26 protein-coding genes are annotated in these 15,501 nt (G+C 63.5%); 24 read left to right on the forward strand and 2 right to left on the reverse strand.

Annotated features, from left to right (window positions below; genetic code table 11):
- Positions 1-269 precede the first annotated feature (269 nt).
- The 23 genes from rpsJ (at position 270) to map (ending at position 12,806) form a co-directional block, all read left to right on the forward strand.
- On the forward strand, positions 270-578 hold the full coding sequence (rpsJ, locus tag HK401_RS11720; RefSeq protein WP_009379191.1) for a 30S ribosomal protein S10: 309 nt from the start codon (positions 270-272) through the stop codon (positions 576-578).
- Between the two features lie 11 nt (positions 579-589).
- On the forward strand, positions 590-1,264 hold the full coding sequence (gene rplC, locus HK401_RS11725; protein WP_166970639.1) for a 50S ribosomal protein L3: 675 nt from the start codon (positions 590-592) through the stop codon (positions 1,262-1,264).
- A gap of 5 nt (positions 1,265-1,269) precedes the next feature.
- Positions 1,270-1,923 (forward strand): 50S ribosomal protein L4, encoded by a 654-nt coding sequence (gene rplD, locus HK401_RS11730; RefSeq protein WP_166970641.1) that lies wholly within the window; start codon positions 1,270-1,272, stop codon positions 1,921-1,923.
- Positions 1,920-2,219, forward strand: coding sequence for a 50S ribosomal protein L23 (gene rplW, locus HK401_RS11735; RefSeq protein WP_181274834.1), 300 nt, complete (start codon positions 1,920-1,922; stop codon positions 2,217-2,219). The genes rplD and rplW overlap by 4 nt, the downstream gene beginning before the upstream one ends.
- 30 nt (positions 2,220-2,249) lie before the next feature.
- Positions 2,250-3,086: a 50S ribosomal protein L2 gene (gene rplB, locus HK401_RS11740; protein WP_166970645.1), complete on the forward strand. Its 837-nt coding sequence runs from the start codon at positions 2,250-2,252 to the stop codon at positions 3,084-3,086.
- Between the two features lie 15 nt (positions 3,087-3,101).
- Positions 3,102-3,383: a 30S ribosomal protein S19 gene (gene rpsS, locus HK401_RS11745; protein ID WP_135537125.1), complete on the forward strand. Its 282-nt coding sequence runs from the start codon at positions 3,102-3,104 to the stop codon at positions 3,381-3,383.
- Positions 3,384-3,425: 42 nt separating this feature from the next.
- Complete coding sequence (gene rplV / locus HK401_RS11750) at positions 3,426-3,812, forward strand: 50S ribosomal protein L22 (RefSeq protein ID WP_166970647.1); 387 nt, start codon at positions 3,426-3,428, stop codon at positions 3,810-3,812.
- Complete coding sequence (gene rpsC, locus HK401_RS11755) at positions 3,812-4,627, forward strand: 30S ribosomal protein S3 (protein ID WP_181274835.1); 816 nt, start codon at positions 3,812-3,814, stop codon at positions 4,625-4,627. Before rplV ends, rpsC begins: the two co-directional genes overlap by 1 nt.
- Positions 4,628-4,630: 3 nt before the next feature.
- Positions 4,631-5,047: a 50S ribosomal protein L16 gene (gene rplP, locus HK401_RS11760; RefSeq protein ID WP_166970651.1), complete on the forward strand. Its 417-nt coding sequence runs from the start codon at positions 4,631-4,633 to the stop codon at positions 5,045-5,047.
- A 2-nt stretch (positions 5,048-5,049) separates the two neighbouring features.
- A complete protein-coding gene (gene rpmC, locus HK401_RS11765; RefSeq protein WP_135537474.1) occupies positions 5,050-5,301 on the forward strand; it encodes a 50S ribosomal protein L29 in 252 nt (83 codons plus the stop codon).
- Positions 5,301-5,588 carry a 30S ribosomal protein S17 gene (rpsQ, locus tag HK401_RS11770; RefSeq protein ID WP_166970653.1) on the forward strand — a complete coding sequence of 96 codons (288 nt, stop codon included), beginning with the start codon at positions 5,301-5,303 and terminating at the stop codon, positions 5,586-5,588. The genes rpmC and rpsQ overlap by 1 nt, the downstream gene beginning before the upstream one ends.
- A 144-nt stretch (positions 5,589-5,732) precedes the next feature.
- On the forward strand, positions 5,733-6,101 hold the full coding sequence (rplN, locus tag HK401_RS11775; RefSeq protein WP_166970655.1) for a 50S ribosomal protein L14: 369 nt from the start codon (positions 5,733-5,735) through the stop codon (positions 6,099-6,101).
- A 2-nt stretch (positions 6,102-6,103) separates the two neighbouring features.
- Positions 6,104-6,472 carry a 50S ribosomal protein L24 gene (rplX, locus tag HK401_RS11780; protein ID WP_166970657.1) on the forward strand — a complete coding sequence of 123 codons (369 nt, stop codon included), beginning with the start codon at positions 6,104-6,106 and terminating at the stop codon, positions 6,470-6,472.
- Positions 6,472-7,041 (forward strand): 50S ribosomal protein L5, encoded by a 570-nt coding sequence (gene rplE, locus HK401_RS11785; protein WP_166970659.1) that lies wholly within the window; start codon positions 6,472-6,474, stop codon positions 7,039-7,041. Before rplX ends, rplE begins: the two co-directional genes overlap by 1 nt.
- A gap of 68 nt (positions 7,042-7,109) precedes the next feature.
- Complete coding sequence (rpsH, locus tag HK401_RS11790) at positions 7,110-7,508, forward strand: 30S ribosomal protein S8 (protein ID WP_181274836.1); 399 nt, start codon at positions 7,110-7,112, stop codon at positions 7,506-7,508.
- A gap of 16 nt (positions 7,509-7,524) precedes the next feature.
- Positions 7,525-8,061: a 50S ribosomal protein L6 gene (gene rplF, locus HK401_RS11795; RefSeq protein ID WP_181274837.1), complete on the forward strand. Its 537-nt coding sequence runs from the start codon at positions 7,525-7,527 to the stop codon at positions 8,059-8,061.
- A gap of 2 nt (positions 8,062-8,063) precedes the next feature.
- Entirely contained in the window at positions 8,064-8,444 is a 381-nt protein-coding gene (gene rplR / locus HK401_RS11800; protein ID WP_181274838.1) for a 50S ribosomal protein L18, read from the forward strand.
- Positions 8,441-9,124: a 30S ribosomal protein S5 gene (rpsE, locus tag HK401_RS11805; protein ID WP_219921879.1), complete on the forward strand. Its 684-nt coding sequence runs from the start codon at positions 8,441-8,443 to the stop codon at positions 9,122-9,124. Before rplR ends, rpsE begins: the two co-directional genes overlap by 4 nt.
- Complete coding sequence (rpmD, locus tag HK401_RS11810) at positions 9,124-9,306, forward strand: 50S ribosomal protein L30 (RefSeq protein ID WP_166970667.1); 183 nt, start codon at positions 9,124-9,126, stop codon at positions 9,304-9,306. The genes rpsE and rpmD overlap by 1 nt, the downstream gene beginning before the upstream one ends.
- A gap of 1 nt (position 9,307) precedes the next feature.
- On the forward strand, positions 9,308-9,760 hold the full coding sequence (rplO, locus tag HK401_RS11815; RefSeq protein WP_210604980.1) for a 50S ribosomal protein L15: 453 nt from the start codon (positions 9,308-9,310) through the stop codon (positions 9,758-9,760).
- A 295-nt stretch (positions 9,761-10,055) separates the two neighbouring features.
- Complete coding sequence (secY, locus tag HK401_RS11820; RefSeq protein WP_181274839.1) at positions 10,056-11,357, forward strand: preprotein translocase subunit SecY; 1,302 nt, start codon at positions 10,056-10,058, stop codon at positions 11,355-11,357.
- A 49-nt stretch (positions 11,358-11,406) separates the two neighbouring features.
- Positions 11,407-11,973 carry an adenylate kinase gene (locus tag HK401_RS11825; RefSeq protein WP_181274840.1) on the forward strand — a complete coding sequence of 189 codons (567 nt, stop codon included), beginning with the start codon at positions 11,407-11,409 and terminating at the stop codon, positions 11,971-11,973.
- On the forward strand, positions 11,970-12,806 hold the full coding sequence (map, locus tag HK401_RS11830; RefSeq protein ID WP_181274841.1) for a type I methionyl aminopeptidase: 837 nt from the start codon (positions 11,970-11,972) through the stop codon (positions 12,804-12,806). The genes HK401_RS11825 and map overlap by 4 nt, the downstream gene beginning before the upstream one ends.
- Positions 12,807-12,833: 27 nt before the next feature.
- On the opposite strand, the gene HK401_RS11835 is transcribed toward map, so the two are convergent.
- Entirely contained in the window at positions 12,834-13,073 is a 240-nt protein-coding gene (locus HK401_RS11835; RefSeq protein ID WP_181274842.1) for a hypothetical protein, read from the reverse strand.
- Positions 13,074-13,151: 78 nt separating this feature from the next.
- Between HK401_RS11835 and HK401_RS11840 the strand changes: the two genes are divergently transcribed.
- Complete coding sequence (locus HK401_RS11840) at positions 13,152-14,036, forward strand: PaaX family transcriptional regulator (RefSeq protein WP_181274843.1); 885 nt, start codon at positions 13,152-13,154, stop codon at positions 14,034-14,036.
- Between the two features lie 119 nt (positions 14,037-14,155).
- Here the strand turns inward: HK401_RS11840 and HK401_RS11845 are convergent, their stop codons facing one another.
- Positions 14,156-15,307: a MalY/PatB family protein gene (locus tag HK401_RS11845; RefSeq protein ID WP_219921880.1), complete on the reverse strand. Its 1,152-nt coding sequence runs from the start codon at positions 15,305-15,307 to the stop codon at positions 14,156-14,158.
- Between the last annotated feature and the right edge of the window lie 194 nt (positions 15,308-15,501).

Consider the following 15,501-nt stretch of genomic DNA (forward strand, 5'->3'; position numbering starts at 1 on the left):
TTGGGCGTTGACCCCTGCACTGCGGTAGCGATACCGCGAACAGCCCGGAACACTATCGGATCGATGAATCTGCATCAAGCGGGTTCGGACCGAGCAGCCAATGAGTAGAAGCGCCGTCGGCGTTCAGGTGAGAAGTGAGAATTTCTCCGCCAGGATCAGCCGACACGCCCGACCTCGGGGGTCGGTCATGGTCAGCCGGCACAGACCGCAGACATCCCAGATGCCCTGCAGGTTGATGGCCGGAAGTTACTGAAGAAAGAGACGACGCCATGGCGGGACAGAAGATCCGCATCCGGCTCAAGTCGTACGACCACGCTGTGATCGACAGTGCCGCACGCAAGATCGTGGACACCGTCACTCGCGCTGGCGCGACTGTTGTGGGCCCCGTGCCGTTGCCGACGGAGAAGAACGTGTACTGCGTCATCCGTTCGCCGCACAAGTACAAAGACAGCCGTGAGCATTTCGAAATGCGCACGCACAAGCGTCTGATCGACATCGTCGATCCGACGCCGAAGGCCGTCGATTCGCTCATGCGACTCGACCTCGCCGACGACGTCAACATCGAGATCAAGCTCTAAGGGAGGCAGCAATGGCGAACACTCGTTCATCCGCTCTCCCGACCACCCGCAAGGTCAAGGGCCTTCTGGGAACCAAGCTGGGCATGACCCAGGTCTGGGATGAGCAGAACAACCTCGTGCCGGTGACCGTTGTGGCCACCGGAAACAATGTCGTCACGCAGATCCGCAACGAGGAAACCGATGGTTACCCCGCTGTGCAGATCGCGTTCGGCGAGATCGATCCTCGCAAGGTCAACAAGCCGACCGCAGGCCACTTCGAGAAGGCCGGCGTGACCCCGCGCCGTCACCTCGTCGAGCTGCGCACTGCAGACGCTGCTGACTACGCGCTCGGCCAGGAACTCGGAGTCGACACGTTCGACGCCGGAATCAAGGTCGATGTGACCGCGAAGACCAAGGGTAAGGGAACCGCGGGTGTTATGAAGCGTCACGGCTTCTCCGGTGTCGGTGCCTCCCACGGTCAGCACCGCAACCACCGCAAGCCAGGGTCGATCGGCGGAGCCGCGACCCCGGGCCGCGTGTTCAAGGGCATGCGCATGGCCGGCCGTATGGGCGCTGTCAAGCACACGACCCAGAACCTCACGATCCACGCCGTGGACAGCGAGAACAACTTCCTGCTCATCAAGGGCGCCGTTCCCGGCCCCAAGGGTGGAGTCGTCCTCGTTCGCTCGGCCGTGAAGGAGGCCTGAACGAAATGACTGATGTCAAGACAGTCGACGTCATCGACGCCGCCGGTGCCAAGGCCGGTTCCGTTGACCTGCCCGCCGAGATCTTCGGCGTGCCCGCCAACGTGCCGCTGATCCACCAGGTCGTCGTTGCGCAGCTGGCTGCGGCCCGTCAGGGTACGCACAAGACGAAGACCCGCTCCGAGGTTCGCGGCGGCGGTCGCAAGCCCTACCGCCAGAAGGGAACCGGCAACGCCCGTCAGGGTTCGATCCGCGCTCCCCAGTACAACGGCGGCGGAATCGTGCACGGACCGGTCCCGCGCGACTACTCGCAGCGGACCCCCAAGAAGATGAAGGCCGCTGCTCTGCGCGGTGCTCTGTCTGATCGTGCACGTCTGGATCAGGTCTTCGTGATGAAGAACCTGGTCACCGGCGACACGCCGTCGACCAAGCAGGCGAAGGCCGCACTGGCCGGCCTGTCCGACCGCAAGAACACCCTCGTGGTGCTCGACCGCGACGACGAGCTCACCTACCTGAGCGTGCGCAACCTGCCCCACGTCCACGTGCTCACCTCCGATCAGCTCAACACCTACGATGTGCTGCTCGCCGATGACATCGTGTTCACCGAGGCAGCTCTGCAGTCGTTCCTGAGCGGCAACCGCAAATCGGAGGACGCATCATGAGTCTGAACTTCAAGGACCCGCGCGACATCATCGTCGCTCCGGTCGTCTCGGAGAAGACCTACAGCCTGATGGACGAGGGCAAATACACCTTCCTCGTCGATCAGAACTCGAACAAAACCGAGATCAAGCACGCCATTGAATCGATCTTCGATGTGCAGGTCGCCAAGGTCAACACCCTGAACCGTCAGGGCAAGCGCCGACGCACCCGCACCGGTTGGGGGAAGCGCAAGGACACCAAGCGTGCCATCGTCGCCCTCAAGGACGGATCGATCGACATCTTCGGTGGATCGCTCTAAGCGATCCTTCGTCAAAGAAGGAAAAGACTCATGGGAATCCGTAAGCACAAGCCGACGACCCCGGGCCGCCGTGGCTCGTCGGTCGCCGACTTCGTCGAAGTGACCCGGTCTACACCGGAGAAGTCGCTTCTGCGCCCGCTGCCCAAGCGCGGCGGACGCAACAGTCAGGGACGCGTGACCACTCGCCACCAGGGTGGCGGTCACAAGCGTCAGTACCGTGTCATCGACTTCCGCCGCCATGACAAAGATGGCGTTCCGGCGAAGGTCGCGCACATCGAATATGACCCGAACCGCACGGCTCGCATCGCTCTGCTGCACTACGCAGACGGAGAGAAGCGCTACATCATCGCCCCGCACAACCTCAAGCAGGGTGCGCAGGTCGAGGCCGGACCGGGTGCAGACATCAAGCCGGGCAACAACCTTGCCCTGCGCAACATCCCAGTCGGTACCGTTGTGCACGCTGTCGAGATGCGTCCCGGCGGCGGTGCCAAGATCGCCCGCTCCGCCGGATCCTCCGTGCAGCTGGTGGCCAAGTACGGTCGGTTCGCGCAGCTGCGGATGCCTTCGGGCGAGATCCGCAACGTCGACGCGCGCTGCCGTGCAACCGTCGGCGAGGTCGGCAACGCCGAGCAGTCGAACATCAGCTGGGGCAAGGCAGGCCGCATGCGTTGGAAGGGCAAGCGCCCGACCGTCCGCGGTGTCGTGATGAACCCGATCGACCACCCGCACGGCGGTGGCGAGGGCCGTACTTCGGGTGGTCGTCACCCGGTCAGCCCGTGGGGTCAGCCAGAGGGCCGCACACGCCGGCCGAACAAAGAGAGCGACAAGTACATCGTGCGCCGTCGCCGGACCGGCAAGAAGCGCTGATTGGAGTACTGACTTATGCCTCGTAGCCTCAAAAAGGGTCCTTTCGTCGACGAACACCTGTACCAGAAGGTCGCTCGTCAGAACGAGAAGAACACCAAAAATGTCATCAAAACCTGGTCTCGTCGCTCGATGATCATCCCGGACTTCCTGGGACACACCATCGCAGTACATGACGGACGCAAGCATGTCCCCGTCTTCATCACTGAGTCGATGGTCGGACACAAGCTCGGCGAGTTCGCACCGACACGGACGTTCCGTGGCCACGAAAAGGACGATCGCAAGGGTCGCCGCCGCTGAGGCGGGGCACCCTTACGATCCTAGATAAGAGAGAAGGAAGCGATGGAAGCCAAGGCTAAGGCGCGTTACCTGCGCGTTACGCCTCGCAAGGCTCGGCGCGTCGTCGACCTCATTCGTGGTCAGCAGGCGACCGAAGCACTTGCAGTGTTGAAGTTTGCAGAACAGTCGGCATCAGATCCGATTTACAAGCTCGTGGCCTCCGGCATCGCCAATGCGCGTGTCCGGGCCGACGAGGAAGGCGTTGCGTTCGACGAGAACGAACTGGTCATCTCCGAAGCATTCGTGGACGAGGGGCCGACCATGAAGCGGTTCCGTCCGCGTGCCCAGGGTCGTGCGTTTCGCATTGAGAAGCGCACCAGCCACGTGACCGTGGTCCTGGCCAGCGGTGACGACCTGCCTCAGCGCAAGAGCCGGAAGGGGAACCGCTAATGGGCCAGAAGATCAATCCGAACGGATTCCGACTCGGAATCACCACGGACCACAAGTCGAAGTGGTTCGCTGACTCGACCAAGCCGGGGCAGCGCTACAAGGACTACGTGCTCGAAGATGTCAAGATCCGCCAGATGATGAACACCGGCCTCGAACGGGCCGGCATCTCGAAGATCAACATCGAGCGCACGCGTGACCGTGTCCGTGTCGACATCCACACCGCTCGTCCGGGCATCGTCATCGGACGTCGCGGAGCCGAAGCCGATCGCATCCGCGGTCAGCTCGAGAAGCTCACCGGCAAGCAGATTCAGCTCAACATCCTTGAGGTGAAGAACCCCGAGGTCGACGCACAGCTCGTCGCGCAGGGTGTTGCCGAGCAGCTCGCCAGCCGCGTGGCCTTCCGCCGCGCGATGCGCAAGGCGATCCAGAGCGCTCAGCGTGCAGGTGCCAAGGGCATCCGCGTGCAGTGCTCGGGCCGCCTCGGCGGTGCTGAGATGAGCCGTTCCGAGTTCTACCGCGAAGGACGTGTGCCCCTGCACACCCTGCGTGCGAACATCGATTTCGGTTTCCACGAAGCCCACACCACCTTCGGACGCATCGGCGTCAAGGTGTGGATCTACAAGGGCGACATGACCGACAAGGAGCTTGCCGCCGAGCAGGCCAAGGCTCCTGCTGCTCGTGGCCCGCGTGGCCGTGGGCGCGGACGTGGCGGCCGCGGACGTGGTCAGGAAGGCGCTCCGCGCCGCGGCGACCAGGCCCGTACCACAGAGAACAACGCCGAAGCCCCCGCGGCTGAGGCCGGATCGGAGGGCTGAGACATGTTGATCCCTCGTCGAGTGAAATTCCGCAAGCAGCACCACCCCCGTCGGGGCGGCGCCGCCAAGGGAGGCACGACGGTGTCCTTCGGTGACTACGGCATCCAGGCTCTCGAGCCCGCCTACGTCACCAACCGGCAGATCGAGGCCGCACGTATTGCCATGACCCGCTACATCAAGCGCGGCGGCAAGGTGTGGATCAACATCTACCCCGACAACCCCCTGACGAAGAAGCCTGCCGAGACCCGCATGGGTTCCGGTAAGGGTTCGCCCGAGTGGTGGGTTGCCAATGTCAAGCCGGGTCGGGTTATGTTCGAACTCGCCGGTGTGTCCGAGGAAGTTGCTCGTGAGGCCCTGCGCCTGGCGATCCACAAGCTTCCGCTGAAGGCCCGCATCGTGGCCCGCGAAGGTGGTGAGTGAGAATGGCAATCGGTTCGAAGAACCTTTCCATCGACGCACTGGACGGTTTCGACAACGAGCGTCTGCTCGAAGAGCTCAAGAAGGCCAAGGCCGAGCTGTTCAACCTGCGTTTCCAGTCGGCCACCGGTCAGCTGGAGAGCCACGGTCGCCTCAAGGCCGTGCGTCGCGACATCGCTCGTATCTACACCGTGCTCAACGAGCGGGAGCTGGACATCCGGCCGAACCCCGCTGATGCTAAGGAAGAGGGCAAGTGATGGCGGAGACCACGAACACTGAGGCCAATGCTGCGGAGCGCAACACCCGCAAGACCGCACGTGGCTACGTTGTATCCGACAAGATGGACAAGACCATCGTCGTCGAGGTCGAGGAGCGCATGAAGCACCGCCTCTACGGCAAGGTCATGCGCAAGTCGGTCAAGTACAAGGTCCACGATGAGGAGAACACCGCCGGAATCGGCGATTTCGTCCTCGTGGCCGAGACGCGGCCCCTTTCGGCCGCGAAGCGTTGGCGGCTCGCCGAGATCATCGAGCGCGCCAAGTAGCCAACGCCGCCCCTCCCACCCGGTCCCGCCCGCGGCCTGATGCAGGCCGCGGGCGGCTACCGGGAACGGGGTGAAATGTCAATGAATCCGTTCCGCAAGGCTCATGCATGCGTGTGAGAACCAGCGCGACGACAGGAGAAAATAGTGATTCAGCAAGAGTCGCGACTCAAAGTCGCCGACAACACTGGCGCCAAGCAGATCCTGGCCATCAGGATCCTGGGTGGCTCCGGTCGGCGCTACGCCTCGATCGGTGACACCATCGTGGCAACCGTCAAGGACGCAATCCCCGGCGGAAACGTGAAGAAGGGCGATGTGGTCAAGGCCGTCATCGTCCGCACCGCCAAGGAACGCCGTCGTCCCGACGGCTCCTACATCAAGTTCGACGAGAATGCAGCTGTCATCCTCAAGAACGAAGGGGAGCCGCGCGGAACCCGTATCTTCGGACCCGTGGGACGCGAACTCCGCGACAAGAAGTTCATGAAGATCGTCTCCCTGGCACCGGAGGTGTTGTGAACATGGCGAACAAGCTCAAGATCAAGAAGGGCGACCTCGTCCAGGTGATCGCAGGCGCTCGGGCCTCACGCGGCGGCGATCGCGGGAAGCAGGGCAAGGTCCTTGCCGTCTACCCCGAACGCAACCGCGTCCTCGTTGAGGGCGTCAACCGCGTGATCAAGCACAAGAAGGCTACGCAGACTCAGGCCGGCGGCACCGCCGGCGGCCGTGAGACTCACGAAGCCCCCATCCACGTGTCCAACGTGGCGCTCGTTGACCCCAAGGACAACAAGCCCACCCGCGTCGGATACCGCGAGGAGAGCGTCGAGCGTGACGGTCGCACCAAGACCGTTCGGGTTCGCTACTCGCGTCGCACCGGGGAGGAGATCTGATGACGGAAACAACCACCAGCCGTCCCGCACCGCGTCTCAAGCAGGTTTACCGCGAAGAGATCGTTGCGAAGCTGCAGGATGAATTCGGCTACGCCAACCCCATGCAGGTTCCCGGACTGACCAAGGTCGTCGTGAACATGGGTGTGGGTGACGCCGCGCGTGACTCCAAGCTCATCGAAGGTGCCATCAACGACCTCACTCTGATCACCGGTCAGAAGCCGGTCGTGACCCGGGCTCGCAAGTCCATCGCTCAGTTCAAGCTGCGCGAGGGTCAGCCCATCGGTGCCCACGTGACCATGCGCGGAGCCCGGATGTGGGAGTTCATCGACCGCGTCATCACCCTGGCTCTGCCGCGTATCCGCGACTTCCGCGGACTCTCGGACCGCCAGTTCGACGGAAACGGCAACTACACCTTCGGTCTCACCGAGCAGTCGATGTTCCACGAGATCGATCAGGACAAGATCGACCGTGTCCGCGGCATGGACATCACCGTGGTGACCACGGCGACGACCGACGATGAGGGACGTGCACTGCTGCGTCACCTCGGGTTCCCGTTCAAGACAAAATAATCTCTACGTTGCAGGTCCAAGCACGCACATGTGGGCGGAAACCGTAACGAGGAAGGGCAAGTGCCCAAATGACAATGACTGATCCAGTCGCAGACATGCTTACGCGTCTGCGCAACGCCAACTCGGCTTACCACGAGGACGTCAGCATGCCGTTCTCGAAGCTCAAGTCGAACATCGCCGAGATCCTGAAGGCCGAGGGTTACATCACCGACTGGAGCGTCGAAGACGCCGAGGTCGGAAAGACCCTCATGCTGGACCTCAAGTTCGGACCCAACCGGGAACGTTCCATCGCCGGTCTGCGCCGTGTGTCGAAGCCGGGACTGCGCGTCTACGCGAAGTCCACGAACCTGCCCAAGGTTCTCGGTGGCCTCGGCATCGCCATTCTGTCGACTTCGTCAGGTCTCCTGACGGACCGACAGGCCGCCAAGAAGGGTGTGGGTGGGGAAGTCCTCGCCTACGTCTGGTAAGGAAGGAGAGAAGAAGATGTCACGTATTGGCAAGAACCCGATCTCCGTTCCCAGCGGCGTCGAGGTCAACGTCGACGGCCAGAACGTCGCCGTCAAGGGACCGAAGGGCGAGCTGTCCGTCACCATCGCCGATCCGATCACCGTATCGCTCGACGACGGTGTCATCACCGTGGCCCGTCCGGACGAAGAGCGCGAATCGCGTTCGCTGCACGGACTGTCCCGCACGCTCATCAACAACATGATCGTCGGTGTGACCGAAGGCTACTCGAAGGGCCTCGAGATCGTCGGAACCGGTTACCGTGTCCTGGCCAAGGGATCGAACCTCGAGTTCGCCCTCGGCTACAGCCACCCCATCGTCGTCGAGCCGCCGGAGGGAATCTCCTTCAGCGTCGACGGCCAGACGAAGGTCGCTGTCCACGGAATCGACAAGCAGCTGGTCGGCGAGACCGCTGCCAACATCCGGAAGCTGCGCAAGCCTGAACCCTACAAGGGCAAGGGCGTGCGCTACGCCGGCGAAAACGTCCGTCGCAAGGTCGGAAAGGCTGGTAAGTAAAGATGGCCTTTGGCAAGAAGGAAAGCTACGGCAAGGGCAGGGCTGCTGCCCGCAAGCGTCGTCACGTTCGTCTGCGCAAGCAGGTGAATGGAACGGCCGAGCGCCCTCGCCTCTCAGTGACTCGTTCCACGCGCCACGTCTTCGTCCAGGTCATCGACGACACCGTCGGCAAGACCCTGGTCTCGGCCTCCACTATGGAAGCCGACCTGCGGACATTCGAAGGCGACAAGACCGGCAAGGCCCGCAAGGTGGGCGAGCTGGTGGCCCAGCGCGCCAAGGACGCCGGTATCGAAGCCGTCGTCTTCGACCGTGGAGGCAACGCCTACCACGGCCGTGTGCAGGCAATCGCCGAAGGTGCCCGTGAAGGAGGATTGGCCCTATGAGCACTGAAGAGAACAAGGATCAGCAGGCGACTGCTGAGACCCGCAATGACAACAGCGGTGACCGTTCCTCCCGCGGCCGCGGCCAGGGTGGACAGGGCGGCCAGGGTCGTGGACGCGGTGAAGGCCGTGGACGCGGCGGTCGCAATGACCGTGACGACAAGAACCAGTTCATCGAACATGTCGTGACGATCAACCGCGTGTCCAAGGTCGTCAAGGGCGGACGTCGTTTCTCGTTCACGGCTCTCGTCGTGGTCGGAGACGGCGACGGCATGGTCGGCATGGGATACGGCAAGGCGAAGGAAGTTCCTGCCGCCATCGCCAAGGGTGTCGAGGAGGCGAAGAAGAACTTCTTCCGCGTCCCGCGCATCCAGAAGACCATCCCGCACCCGGTCCAGGGCGAGGAAGCCGCAGGAGTCGTCCTGCTGCGTCCGGCTGCTCCCGGCACCGGTGTCATCGCCGGCGGACCCGTCCGTGCGGTCCTCGACGCCGCAGGTGTCCAGGACATCCTGTCGAAGTCGCTGGGTTCGTCGAACGCAATCAACATCGTGCACGCTGCGATCACTGCGCTGAAGAACCTCGAACGTCCCGAGGAAGTTGCGGCTCGCCGTGGCCTCCCCGTCGACGAGGTCGCTCCGCACGCATTGCTGCGAGCAGCTGCTGAAAGTGGGGCGAAGTCCTGATGGCAAAGCTCAAGGTTACTCAGCGCAAGTCCGCCATCGGTGGCCGTCAGAACCAGCGCGACACGCTGCGTTCGCTCGGTCTCAAGCGGATCAACGACGTCGTGGTGCAGGAAGATCGCCCCGAAATCCGGGGAATGATCAATACCGTGCGTCACCTCGTGACTGTGGAAGAGGTCGATTGATATGTCGAACAACGACTCGCTGAAGCTGCACGATCTCCGTCCGGCCCCGGGAGCCAAGACCGCGAAGACCCGCGTGGGTCGCGGTGAGGGTTCGAAGGGCAAGACCGCCGGTCGCGGAACCAAGGGCACGAAGGCCCGCTACCAGGTTCCTGCCGGCTTCGAGGGCGGCCAGACCCCGATGCACATGCGTCTGCCGAAGCTGCGTGGTTTCAAGAACCCCGCCAAGGTGACGTTCCAGGTTGTCAATCTCGACAAGCTGTCGGCACTGTTCCCCGAGGGCGGAGACGTCACCGTCGCCGACCTCGTGGCCAAGGGTGCTGTGCGTCCGAAGCAGCCCGTCAAGGTTCTCGGTACCGGTGAGATCACCGTGGCCCTGAACATCACTGCAGACAAGTTCTCCGGCTCCGCAGCCGAGAAGATCACTGCTGCAGGCGGAAGCACCACCGTAGCCTGATCGGGTCCCGCTGCGCGGGTCCCGGGCAACGGGTCAAGGGGGCGGTCACCGAAAGGTGACCGCCCCCTTCTGCATGCCAGCTCCGGCAGCGGCACCGAGGCGGGGCACAGACATCGTCATAGGCACCGTCACAGGCGTCTCACATGCCCACGCACAGCCCTCTGCGCACCCTTCGTCCACCCGTCGTCGGTTTCGGCCTGACGCTCATATCCTGGTAGTCTTTTGCAGGTATTTGTTCCCATTCGCCAGGTCGCGACCACGACTCTGACTTTTCATCCGCCAACGAGGAGGACGCTTGATCGGCGCAATCCGGAGGGCTTTCAGAACGCCCGACTTGAGGAAGAAGCTCCTCTTCACCCTGGGCATTCTTGTCATCTTCCGACTCGGCTCGTTCATTCCCTCCCCGGGCATCGACTACAAGCAAGTGCAGCAGTGCGTGGCTTCGCCTCAGCTCAATGAGGGCGGATTCGCGATGATCAACCTCTTCAGCGGCGGCGCTCTGCTGCAGCTGTCGATCTTCGCCCTCGGCATCATGCCCTACATCACTGCGAGCATCATCGTGCAGCTGCTGCGCGTGGTCATCCCGCGCTTCGAGTCGCTGCACAAGGAAGGTGCCTCCGGTCAGGCCAAGCTCACCCAGTACACGCGCTACCTCACCATCGGTCTCGCGATCCTCAACGCAACGACGCTCGTCGCCACTGTCCGCTCCGGCGCGCTGTTCGGACAGGTCGAAGGCTGCCAGGACCTCATCGCCAACGACACCTGGTGGGGGATCGCGGTCCTCGTGGTCACCCTCACCGCTGGCACCGGCCTCATCATGTGGCTGGGCGAGCAGATCACCGAGCACGGTGTCGGCAACGGCATGTCGCTGCTGATCTTCACCTCGGTTGCCGCGGCCTTCCCATCCTCGCTCGGTGCGATCTTCCGCGAGCAGGGCGTGGACATCTTCCTCATCGTCCTCGCCGTCGGTCTCGTCCTCGTCGCCCTCGTCGTCTTCGTCGAACAGTCGCAGCGGCGAATCCCGGTGCAGTACGCCAAGCGCATGGTGGGCCGTCGCATGTTCGGTGGCACCTCGACCTACATTCCGATCAAGGTGAACATGGCCGGCGTCATCCCGGTCATCTTCGCCTCTTCGGTCCTCTACCTGCCGAGCCTCGTCTCGCAGTTCTTCGACCCGGAGTCGAAGGCGGTCGAGTGGATCAACACGTACCTGACCCGGGGCGACCATCCTCTCTACATCACCATCTACGCGCTGCTGACGATCTTCTTCGCCTACTTCTACGTCGCGATCACCTTCAACCCCGAAGAGGTCGCGGACAACATGAAGAAGTACGGCGGCTTCATTCCCGGCATCCGCGCGGGACGACCGACCGCCGACTACCTGAGCTTCGTGCTCAGCCGCATCAACTTCCCCGGCTCGCTCTACCTGGCCTTCGTCGCTCTGATCCCGCTGATCGCTCTGGTGCTCATCAACGCCAACCAGAACTTCCCGTTCGGCGGCACCTCGCTGCTCATCGTCGTGGGTGTCGGACTCGAGACCGTCAAGCAGATCGACGCGCAGATGCAGCAGCGACACTATGAGGGACTGCTGCGCTGATCACGACCGGACGCTGACGTTCAGCGGACAACCATTGGAAGGACACCTTATGAGTTCACGCATCATTCTGATCGGCCCTCCCGGCGCCGGCAAGGGAACACAGGCCGCACGCCTGTCCGAGGCACTCGGTGTTCCCGCCATCTCGACCGGAGACATCTTCCGCGCGAACGTCAAGGGTGAGACGGAGCTCGGCAAGCTGGCCAAGCGCTACATGGATGCCGGCGAATACGTGCCCGACGAGGTCACGAACTCGATGGTGGCCGACCGTCTGTCCCAGGCAGACGCGGCAGAGGGCTTCCTCCTCGACGGATACCCGCGCACCAGCGCCCAGGTCGACGAACTCGACCGGATCCTCGCCACAGAGGACAAAGCGATCGAGCACGTCGTCGAACTCACCGCCGATACCGACGAGGTCGTCGCCCGTCTGCTCGCCCGCGCTCAGACAGAAGGTCGCAGCGACGATAGCGAAGACGTCATCCGTCACCGCCTCGACGTCTATGCGGAGCAGACGCAGCCCCTGACCGATATCTATCGGGACCGCGGACTGCTGCGCCAGGTCGACGGCCTCGGCGAGGTCGACGCCATCACTGAGCGCATCCTCTCCGCCATTCGATGATCTTCGGACCACGGATCGAGCTGAAGTCTCCTGCGGAGCTCCAGCTCATGGATCGGGCCGGGCAGCTGACACTCCGAGTGCTGTCAGCTGCCCGGTCCGCGGCTGTTCCCGGAGCCACCACCGCCGAGGTGGATGCCGCTGCCGAGGCCGTCATCGACGCGGCCGGGGCTCAGTCGAATTTCAAGGGCTACCAGGGATTTCCCGCTGTCGTGTGCATCTCCGTGAACGAAGAGATCGTCCACGGCATCCCCGGTTCGAAGGTGCTTCGGACCGGCGATCTCGTCTCCATCGACGGCGGCGCGATCGTCGAGGGATTCCACGGGGACTCCGCGTTCACGATGATCGTCGGCGGCGATGAGGCGGGTACGACCGCCGACCGGGACCTGTCCGCAGCCACCGAGGCGGCCATGTGGGCAGGAATCGCCGCCTTTGCCACCGGAATGAAGGTCAGCGACATCGGGGACGCCATCGACGACTACGTCACCGAGGCGCACCCGCAGCTCGGACTCGTCGAAGAGTTCACCGGTCACGGCATCGGCACCGCCATGCATATGGCTCCCGATGTGCTCAACTACCGGGCCAGGTCGAACGGACCGAAGATCCGTCCGGGGATGTGCCTGGCGATCGAGCCCATGCTCACCAACGGCAGTTCCGAGACCGTGACCTTATCCGACGACTGGACCGTCGTGACCGCCGACGGCTCACGCGCGAGCCATTGGGAGCACAGCGTGGCTCGCCACGACGGGGGAGTGTGGGTGCTCACCGCCGAGGATGGGGGAGCGTCCGGGTTGGCGCCCTTCGGAGTCACGCCTGTGCCTCCGTCGGCCGCCTGAGGGGAGAGGCCGATCGGCTCGCGCCGATCAGGTCGTCAGCGACTGCTTCTTCAATGAGGCCTTGCCGACGAAGTAGACGGCCGTGAATGTGCCCGATGCCGTCATCAGGGCGAGAGCGAACATCCATGTTGCGGTCTCGGAGATCTCGGCACCGGCCAGTTCGAAGGCACAGAAGGCGATGAAGGCCGCGATGGCACCGGCCAGCAGGCCCGATGTGCGGGCCATCTGATAAGCCCGCTGTTCGCGTGCGAAATTGTCGTCATCCATGTCGCAGCTCCTCATCCAGTTGAGTCCAACTCGGCCGGTTCGGCACCGATCCTTGTGTTTTCACGTTAGGATCTGGCCATGAAGGGTGTCCACGATGTCCCGAAACGTCGGGCAGATGTGGGTGATCGCTATCGAATGACGCGGATCACCTTCGATGTCGTGTCCGCTTTCGGGTGCCTGCGTGCTCGCGCACTGTCTGGTCCCATCATCGTCGGCATTCTCGCCGAGCACGGGTATTCGACCTCGAGCGTGCACAATCAGCTCGTACGCATGGTCCAGCGCGGTCTGCTTGAGAGCAGTCGGGTCGGTCGCGTAAGCGTGTACCGACTCGGTGAACACCTTCTCACGGGTTTCCGCGACATCGGCGGTCAGCGCGAGACTCCGGAATACCAGGGACTCTTCCACTCGGTTCTCTATTCGATTCCTGAGAGTGCGAGGACCGTCCGTGATCGTTTCCGCTATGTTGCAGATCAGCTCGGCTATCGTCAGCTGCGTCCGGGGATTCTCATCGGGCTGGCCGACCGTTCGTCCGATCTCGTCACTTTGCTGCCGGAGATCGAACTCCCCGGCTGGATCGAATTCGGAGAACTCACTCCGGCGGATCTGGACGCGGCGAAGCGGATGACCTCACTGGCCTTCGGGCTCGAGGATGCCGGTGCCCGGCTCCCACGCCTCGAGGCGCGAATGAACGAGCTGAGTCTGGACGGCAGTCAGCCGGGTGCTGGGTGTCCCGAACTCGGTCTGGCCGCGTTCTTCGACCTGTACTTCGATGTCGCGCGGATGGTGATGTCCCAGCCGCTGCTTCCTCCGACTCTGGTCGACGTCGCTCAGCCGGCGACGCGCTGCAGGGAGCTGATGAGTCGCTGCAACCTCGAGTACTACCTGAGATTCGATCAGCAGATCCGTGAGATCGCCGGTTCCCGCTCCTCGTTCGACCTCATCGAATGGATGCCCGAGGACTGACGGCCTGACTGCCAGACCTCCAGACCTCCAGACCGCCTGAACGGTCTGTCGGTGCAGCGCCGCCGGCGGACGATTCGCCAGCGGCGCTGTGCCGGTCGTCGGGGGAGACCCTGCCTGGGTCAGAGGTTCCGGGCGATCCTCTCGATCGCCTCGGAGAGGAGAGGGCGGGGGAGCGCGAAGTTGACCCGGATGTGACCGGCTCCGACCGCGCCGCACAGACGCCCCTCGGTCACGGCCACCTCGGCGCGGGATTCGATGTGTTTGGCCAGGTCTGTCTCGAGGCCGTACCCGCGCAGATCCAGCCAGGCAAGGTAGGTGCCCTCGGGCTGGAAATATGCGGCGTTCGGCAGGAGGGTGGAGACGAGATCCGTGAGCATGTCACGGTTGCCCTTGAGGTAGCCGGTGATGTCGGCAAGCCAGTCCCGTGAGCTGTTGTACGCAGCCGTGGTCGCCAGGATTCCCGGGTTCGATGCGGCACCGGAGACGAACTGGCCCTTCTGCGCCCAAGTCTGGCGGTCCTCGGCCGAGGTGAGGATGAGTTGGGCACATTTGAGGCCGGGGATGTTGAAGGCCTTCGACGCTGCGGTCGCGGTGGTGGTGTGGGCCGCGGTCGCGTCGGTGAGGGTGGCGTACGGGGTGTGGCGCGCGGGATCGTAGACGACAGGGGCATGGATCTCATCGGAGAACACGCGCGCACCTGCGGACTCGACCACCTCGGCGAGGGCGAGGAGCTCGGATTCGGTGTAGACCTTGCCGATCGGATTGTGGGGATTGCACAGGACGAGAGTGGCCCCGGGGGTCAGCGCGTCGGCGATGGCGTCGAGATCCATCGACCAGCCGGTCTCCGACCGCAGCATCGGCACCTCGATGAGCTCGCGGCCGGTGACCTTCGCGACGTCGAAGAACGGCATATAGGCGGGCGTGGGCAGTACGATCGGAGTGTCGACCGGGGTGAGATGAGTGAGGACGCCGACGAAGGCGGCGATGACGTCGCTGGCCGGTTCGATGTGATCGGTGGGGATCTGCCAGCCGTAGCGGTCGAGACAGAAGTCCGCGGTCGCGGACTTGAGATCCGCAGTGAGAGCGTAAGGTGCATAGCCGTAGAGATCGCGCTCATCGATCTCGCGCAGGGCCTGCCGGACGGCGGGAGCGACACCGAAGTCCATCTCGGCGATGAAGGCACCGATCGACCCGGGGAAGGTCGACCACTTGCGGCCTCCCTTGGCGATGAGGGACTCCTGGGTGATGGCGTCGAGATCCAGCACGCTCATTCTCCTTCGATGGTCACGATCATGTGATCGTCGGTCACGGTTCGACTGCGCAGGATTCCCCGGCGCAGTGCCCACGGTAGCAGTCGATATCCGCTCGCCGAGGTGGCCTCTGACTTGTGCTGTCATGGACGATGATCTGGTGCCGGTCCCGGATGGGCCATGGCCTCAAATAACGAAACGATAACGAAGAGTAT

The organism is Brevibacterium oceani (assembly GCF_013623835.1).
Classification (GTDB): domain Bacteria; phylum Actinomycetota; class Actinomycetes; order Actinomycetales; family Brevibacteriaceae; genus Brevibacterium; species Brevibacterium oceani.

Excerpts from the sequence above, each read along its gene's own strand:
- rpsJ (WP_009379191.1), top strand. The coding sequence starts at position 270 with ATGGCGGGACAGAAGATCCGCATCCGGCTCAAGTCGTACGACCACGCT.
- rplC (WP_166970639.1), top strand. The coding sequence starts at position 590 with ATGGCGAACACTCGTTCATCCGCTCTCCCGACCACCCGCAAGGTCAAG.
- rplD (WP_166970641.1), top strand. The coding sequence starts at position 1,270 with ATGACTGATGTCAAGACAGTCGACGTCATCGACGCCGCCGGTGCCAAG.
- rplW (WP_181274834.1), top strand. The coding sequence starts at position 1,920 with ATGAGTCTGAACTTCAAGGACCCGCGCGACATCATCGTCGCTCCGGTC.
- rplB (WP_166970645.1), top strand. The coding sequence starts at position 2,250 with ATGGGAATCCGTAAGCACAAGCCGACGACCCCGGGCCGCCGTGGCTCG.
- rpsS (WP_135537125.1), top strand. The coding sequence starts at position 3,102 with ATGCCTCGTAGCCTCAAAAAGGGTCCTTTCGTCGACGAACACCTGTAC.
- rplV (WP_166970647.1), top strand. The coding sequence starts at position 3,426 with ATGGAAGCCAAGGCTAAGGCGCGTTACCTGCGCGTTACGCCTCGCAAG.
- rpsC (WP_181274835.1), top strand. The coding sequence starts at position 3,812 with ATGGGCCAGAAGATCAATCCGAACGGATTCCGACTCGGAATCACCACG.
- rplP (WP_166970651.1), top strand. The coding sequence starts at position 4,631 with ATGTTGATCCCTCGTCGAGTGAAATTCCGCAAGCAGCACCACCCCCGT.
- rpmC (WP_135537474.1), top strand. The coding sequence starts at position 5,050 with ATGGCAATCGGTTCGAAGAACCTTTCCATCGACGCACTGGACGGTTTC.
- rpsQ (WP_166970653.1), top strand. The coding sequence starts at position 5,301 with ATGGCGGAGACCACGAACACTGAGGCCAATGCTGCGGAGCGCAACACC.
- rplX (WP_166970657.1), top strand. The coding sequence starts at position 6,104 with ATGGCGAACAAGCTCAAGATCAAGAAGGGCGACCTCGTCCAGGTGATC.
- rplE (WP_166970659.1), top strand. The coding sequence starts at position 6,472 with ATGACGGAAACAACCACCAGCCGTCCCGCACCGCGTCTCAAGCAGGTT.
- rpsH (WP_181274836.1), top strand. The coding sequence starts at position 7,110 with ATGACAATGACTGATCCAGTCGCAGACATGCTTACGCGTCTGCGCAAC.
- rplF (WP_181274837.1), top strand. The coding sequence starts at position 7,525 with ATGTCACGTATTGGCAAGAACCCGATCTCCGTTCCCAGCGGCGTCGAG.
- rplR (WP_181274838.1), top strand. The coding sequence starts at position 8,064 with ATGGCCTTTGGCAAGAAGGAAAGCTACGGCAAGGGCAGGGCTGCTGCC.
- rpsE (WP_219921879.1), top strand. The coding sequence starts at position 8,441 with ATGAGCACTGAAGAGAACAAGGATCAGCAGGCGACTGCTGAGACCCGC.
- rpmD (WP_166970667.1), top strand. The coding sequence starts at position 9,124 with ATGGCAAAGCTCAAGGTTACTCAGCGCAAGTCCGCCATCGGTGGCCGT.
- rplO (WP_210604980.1), top strand. The coding sequence starts at position 9,308 with ATGTCGAACAACGACTCGCTGAAGCTGCACGATCTCCGTCCGGCCCCG.
- HK401_RS11825 (WP_181274840.1), top strand. The coding sequence starts at position 11,407 with ATGAGTTCACGCATCATTCTGATCGGCCCTCCCGGCGCCGGCAAGGGA.
- map (WP_181274841.1), top strand. The coding sequence starts at position 11,970 with ATGATCTTCGGACCACGGATCGAGCTGAAGTCTCCTGCGGAGCTCCAG.
- HK401_RS11835 (WP_181274842.1), bottom strand. The coding sequence starts at position 13,073 with ATGGATGACGACAATTTCGCACGCGAACAGCGGGCTTATCAGATGGCC.
- HK401_RS11840 (WP_181274843.1), top strand. The coding sequence starts at position 13,152 with ATGAAGGGTGTCCACGATGTCCCGAAACGTCGGGCAGATGTGGGTGAT.
- HK401_RS11845 (WP_219921880.1), bottom strand. The coding sequence starts at position 15,307 with ATGAGCGTGCTGGATCTCGACGCCATCACCCAGGAGTCCCTCATCGCC.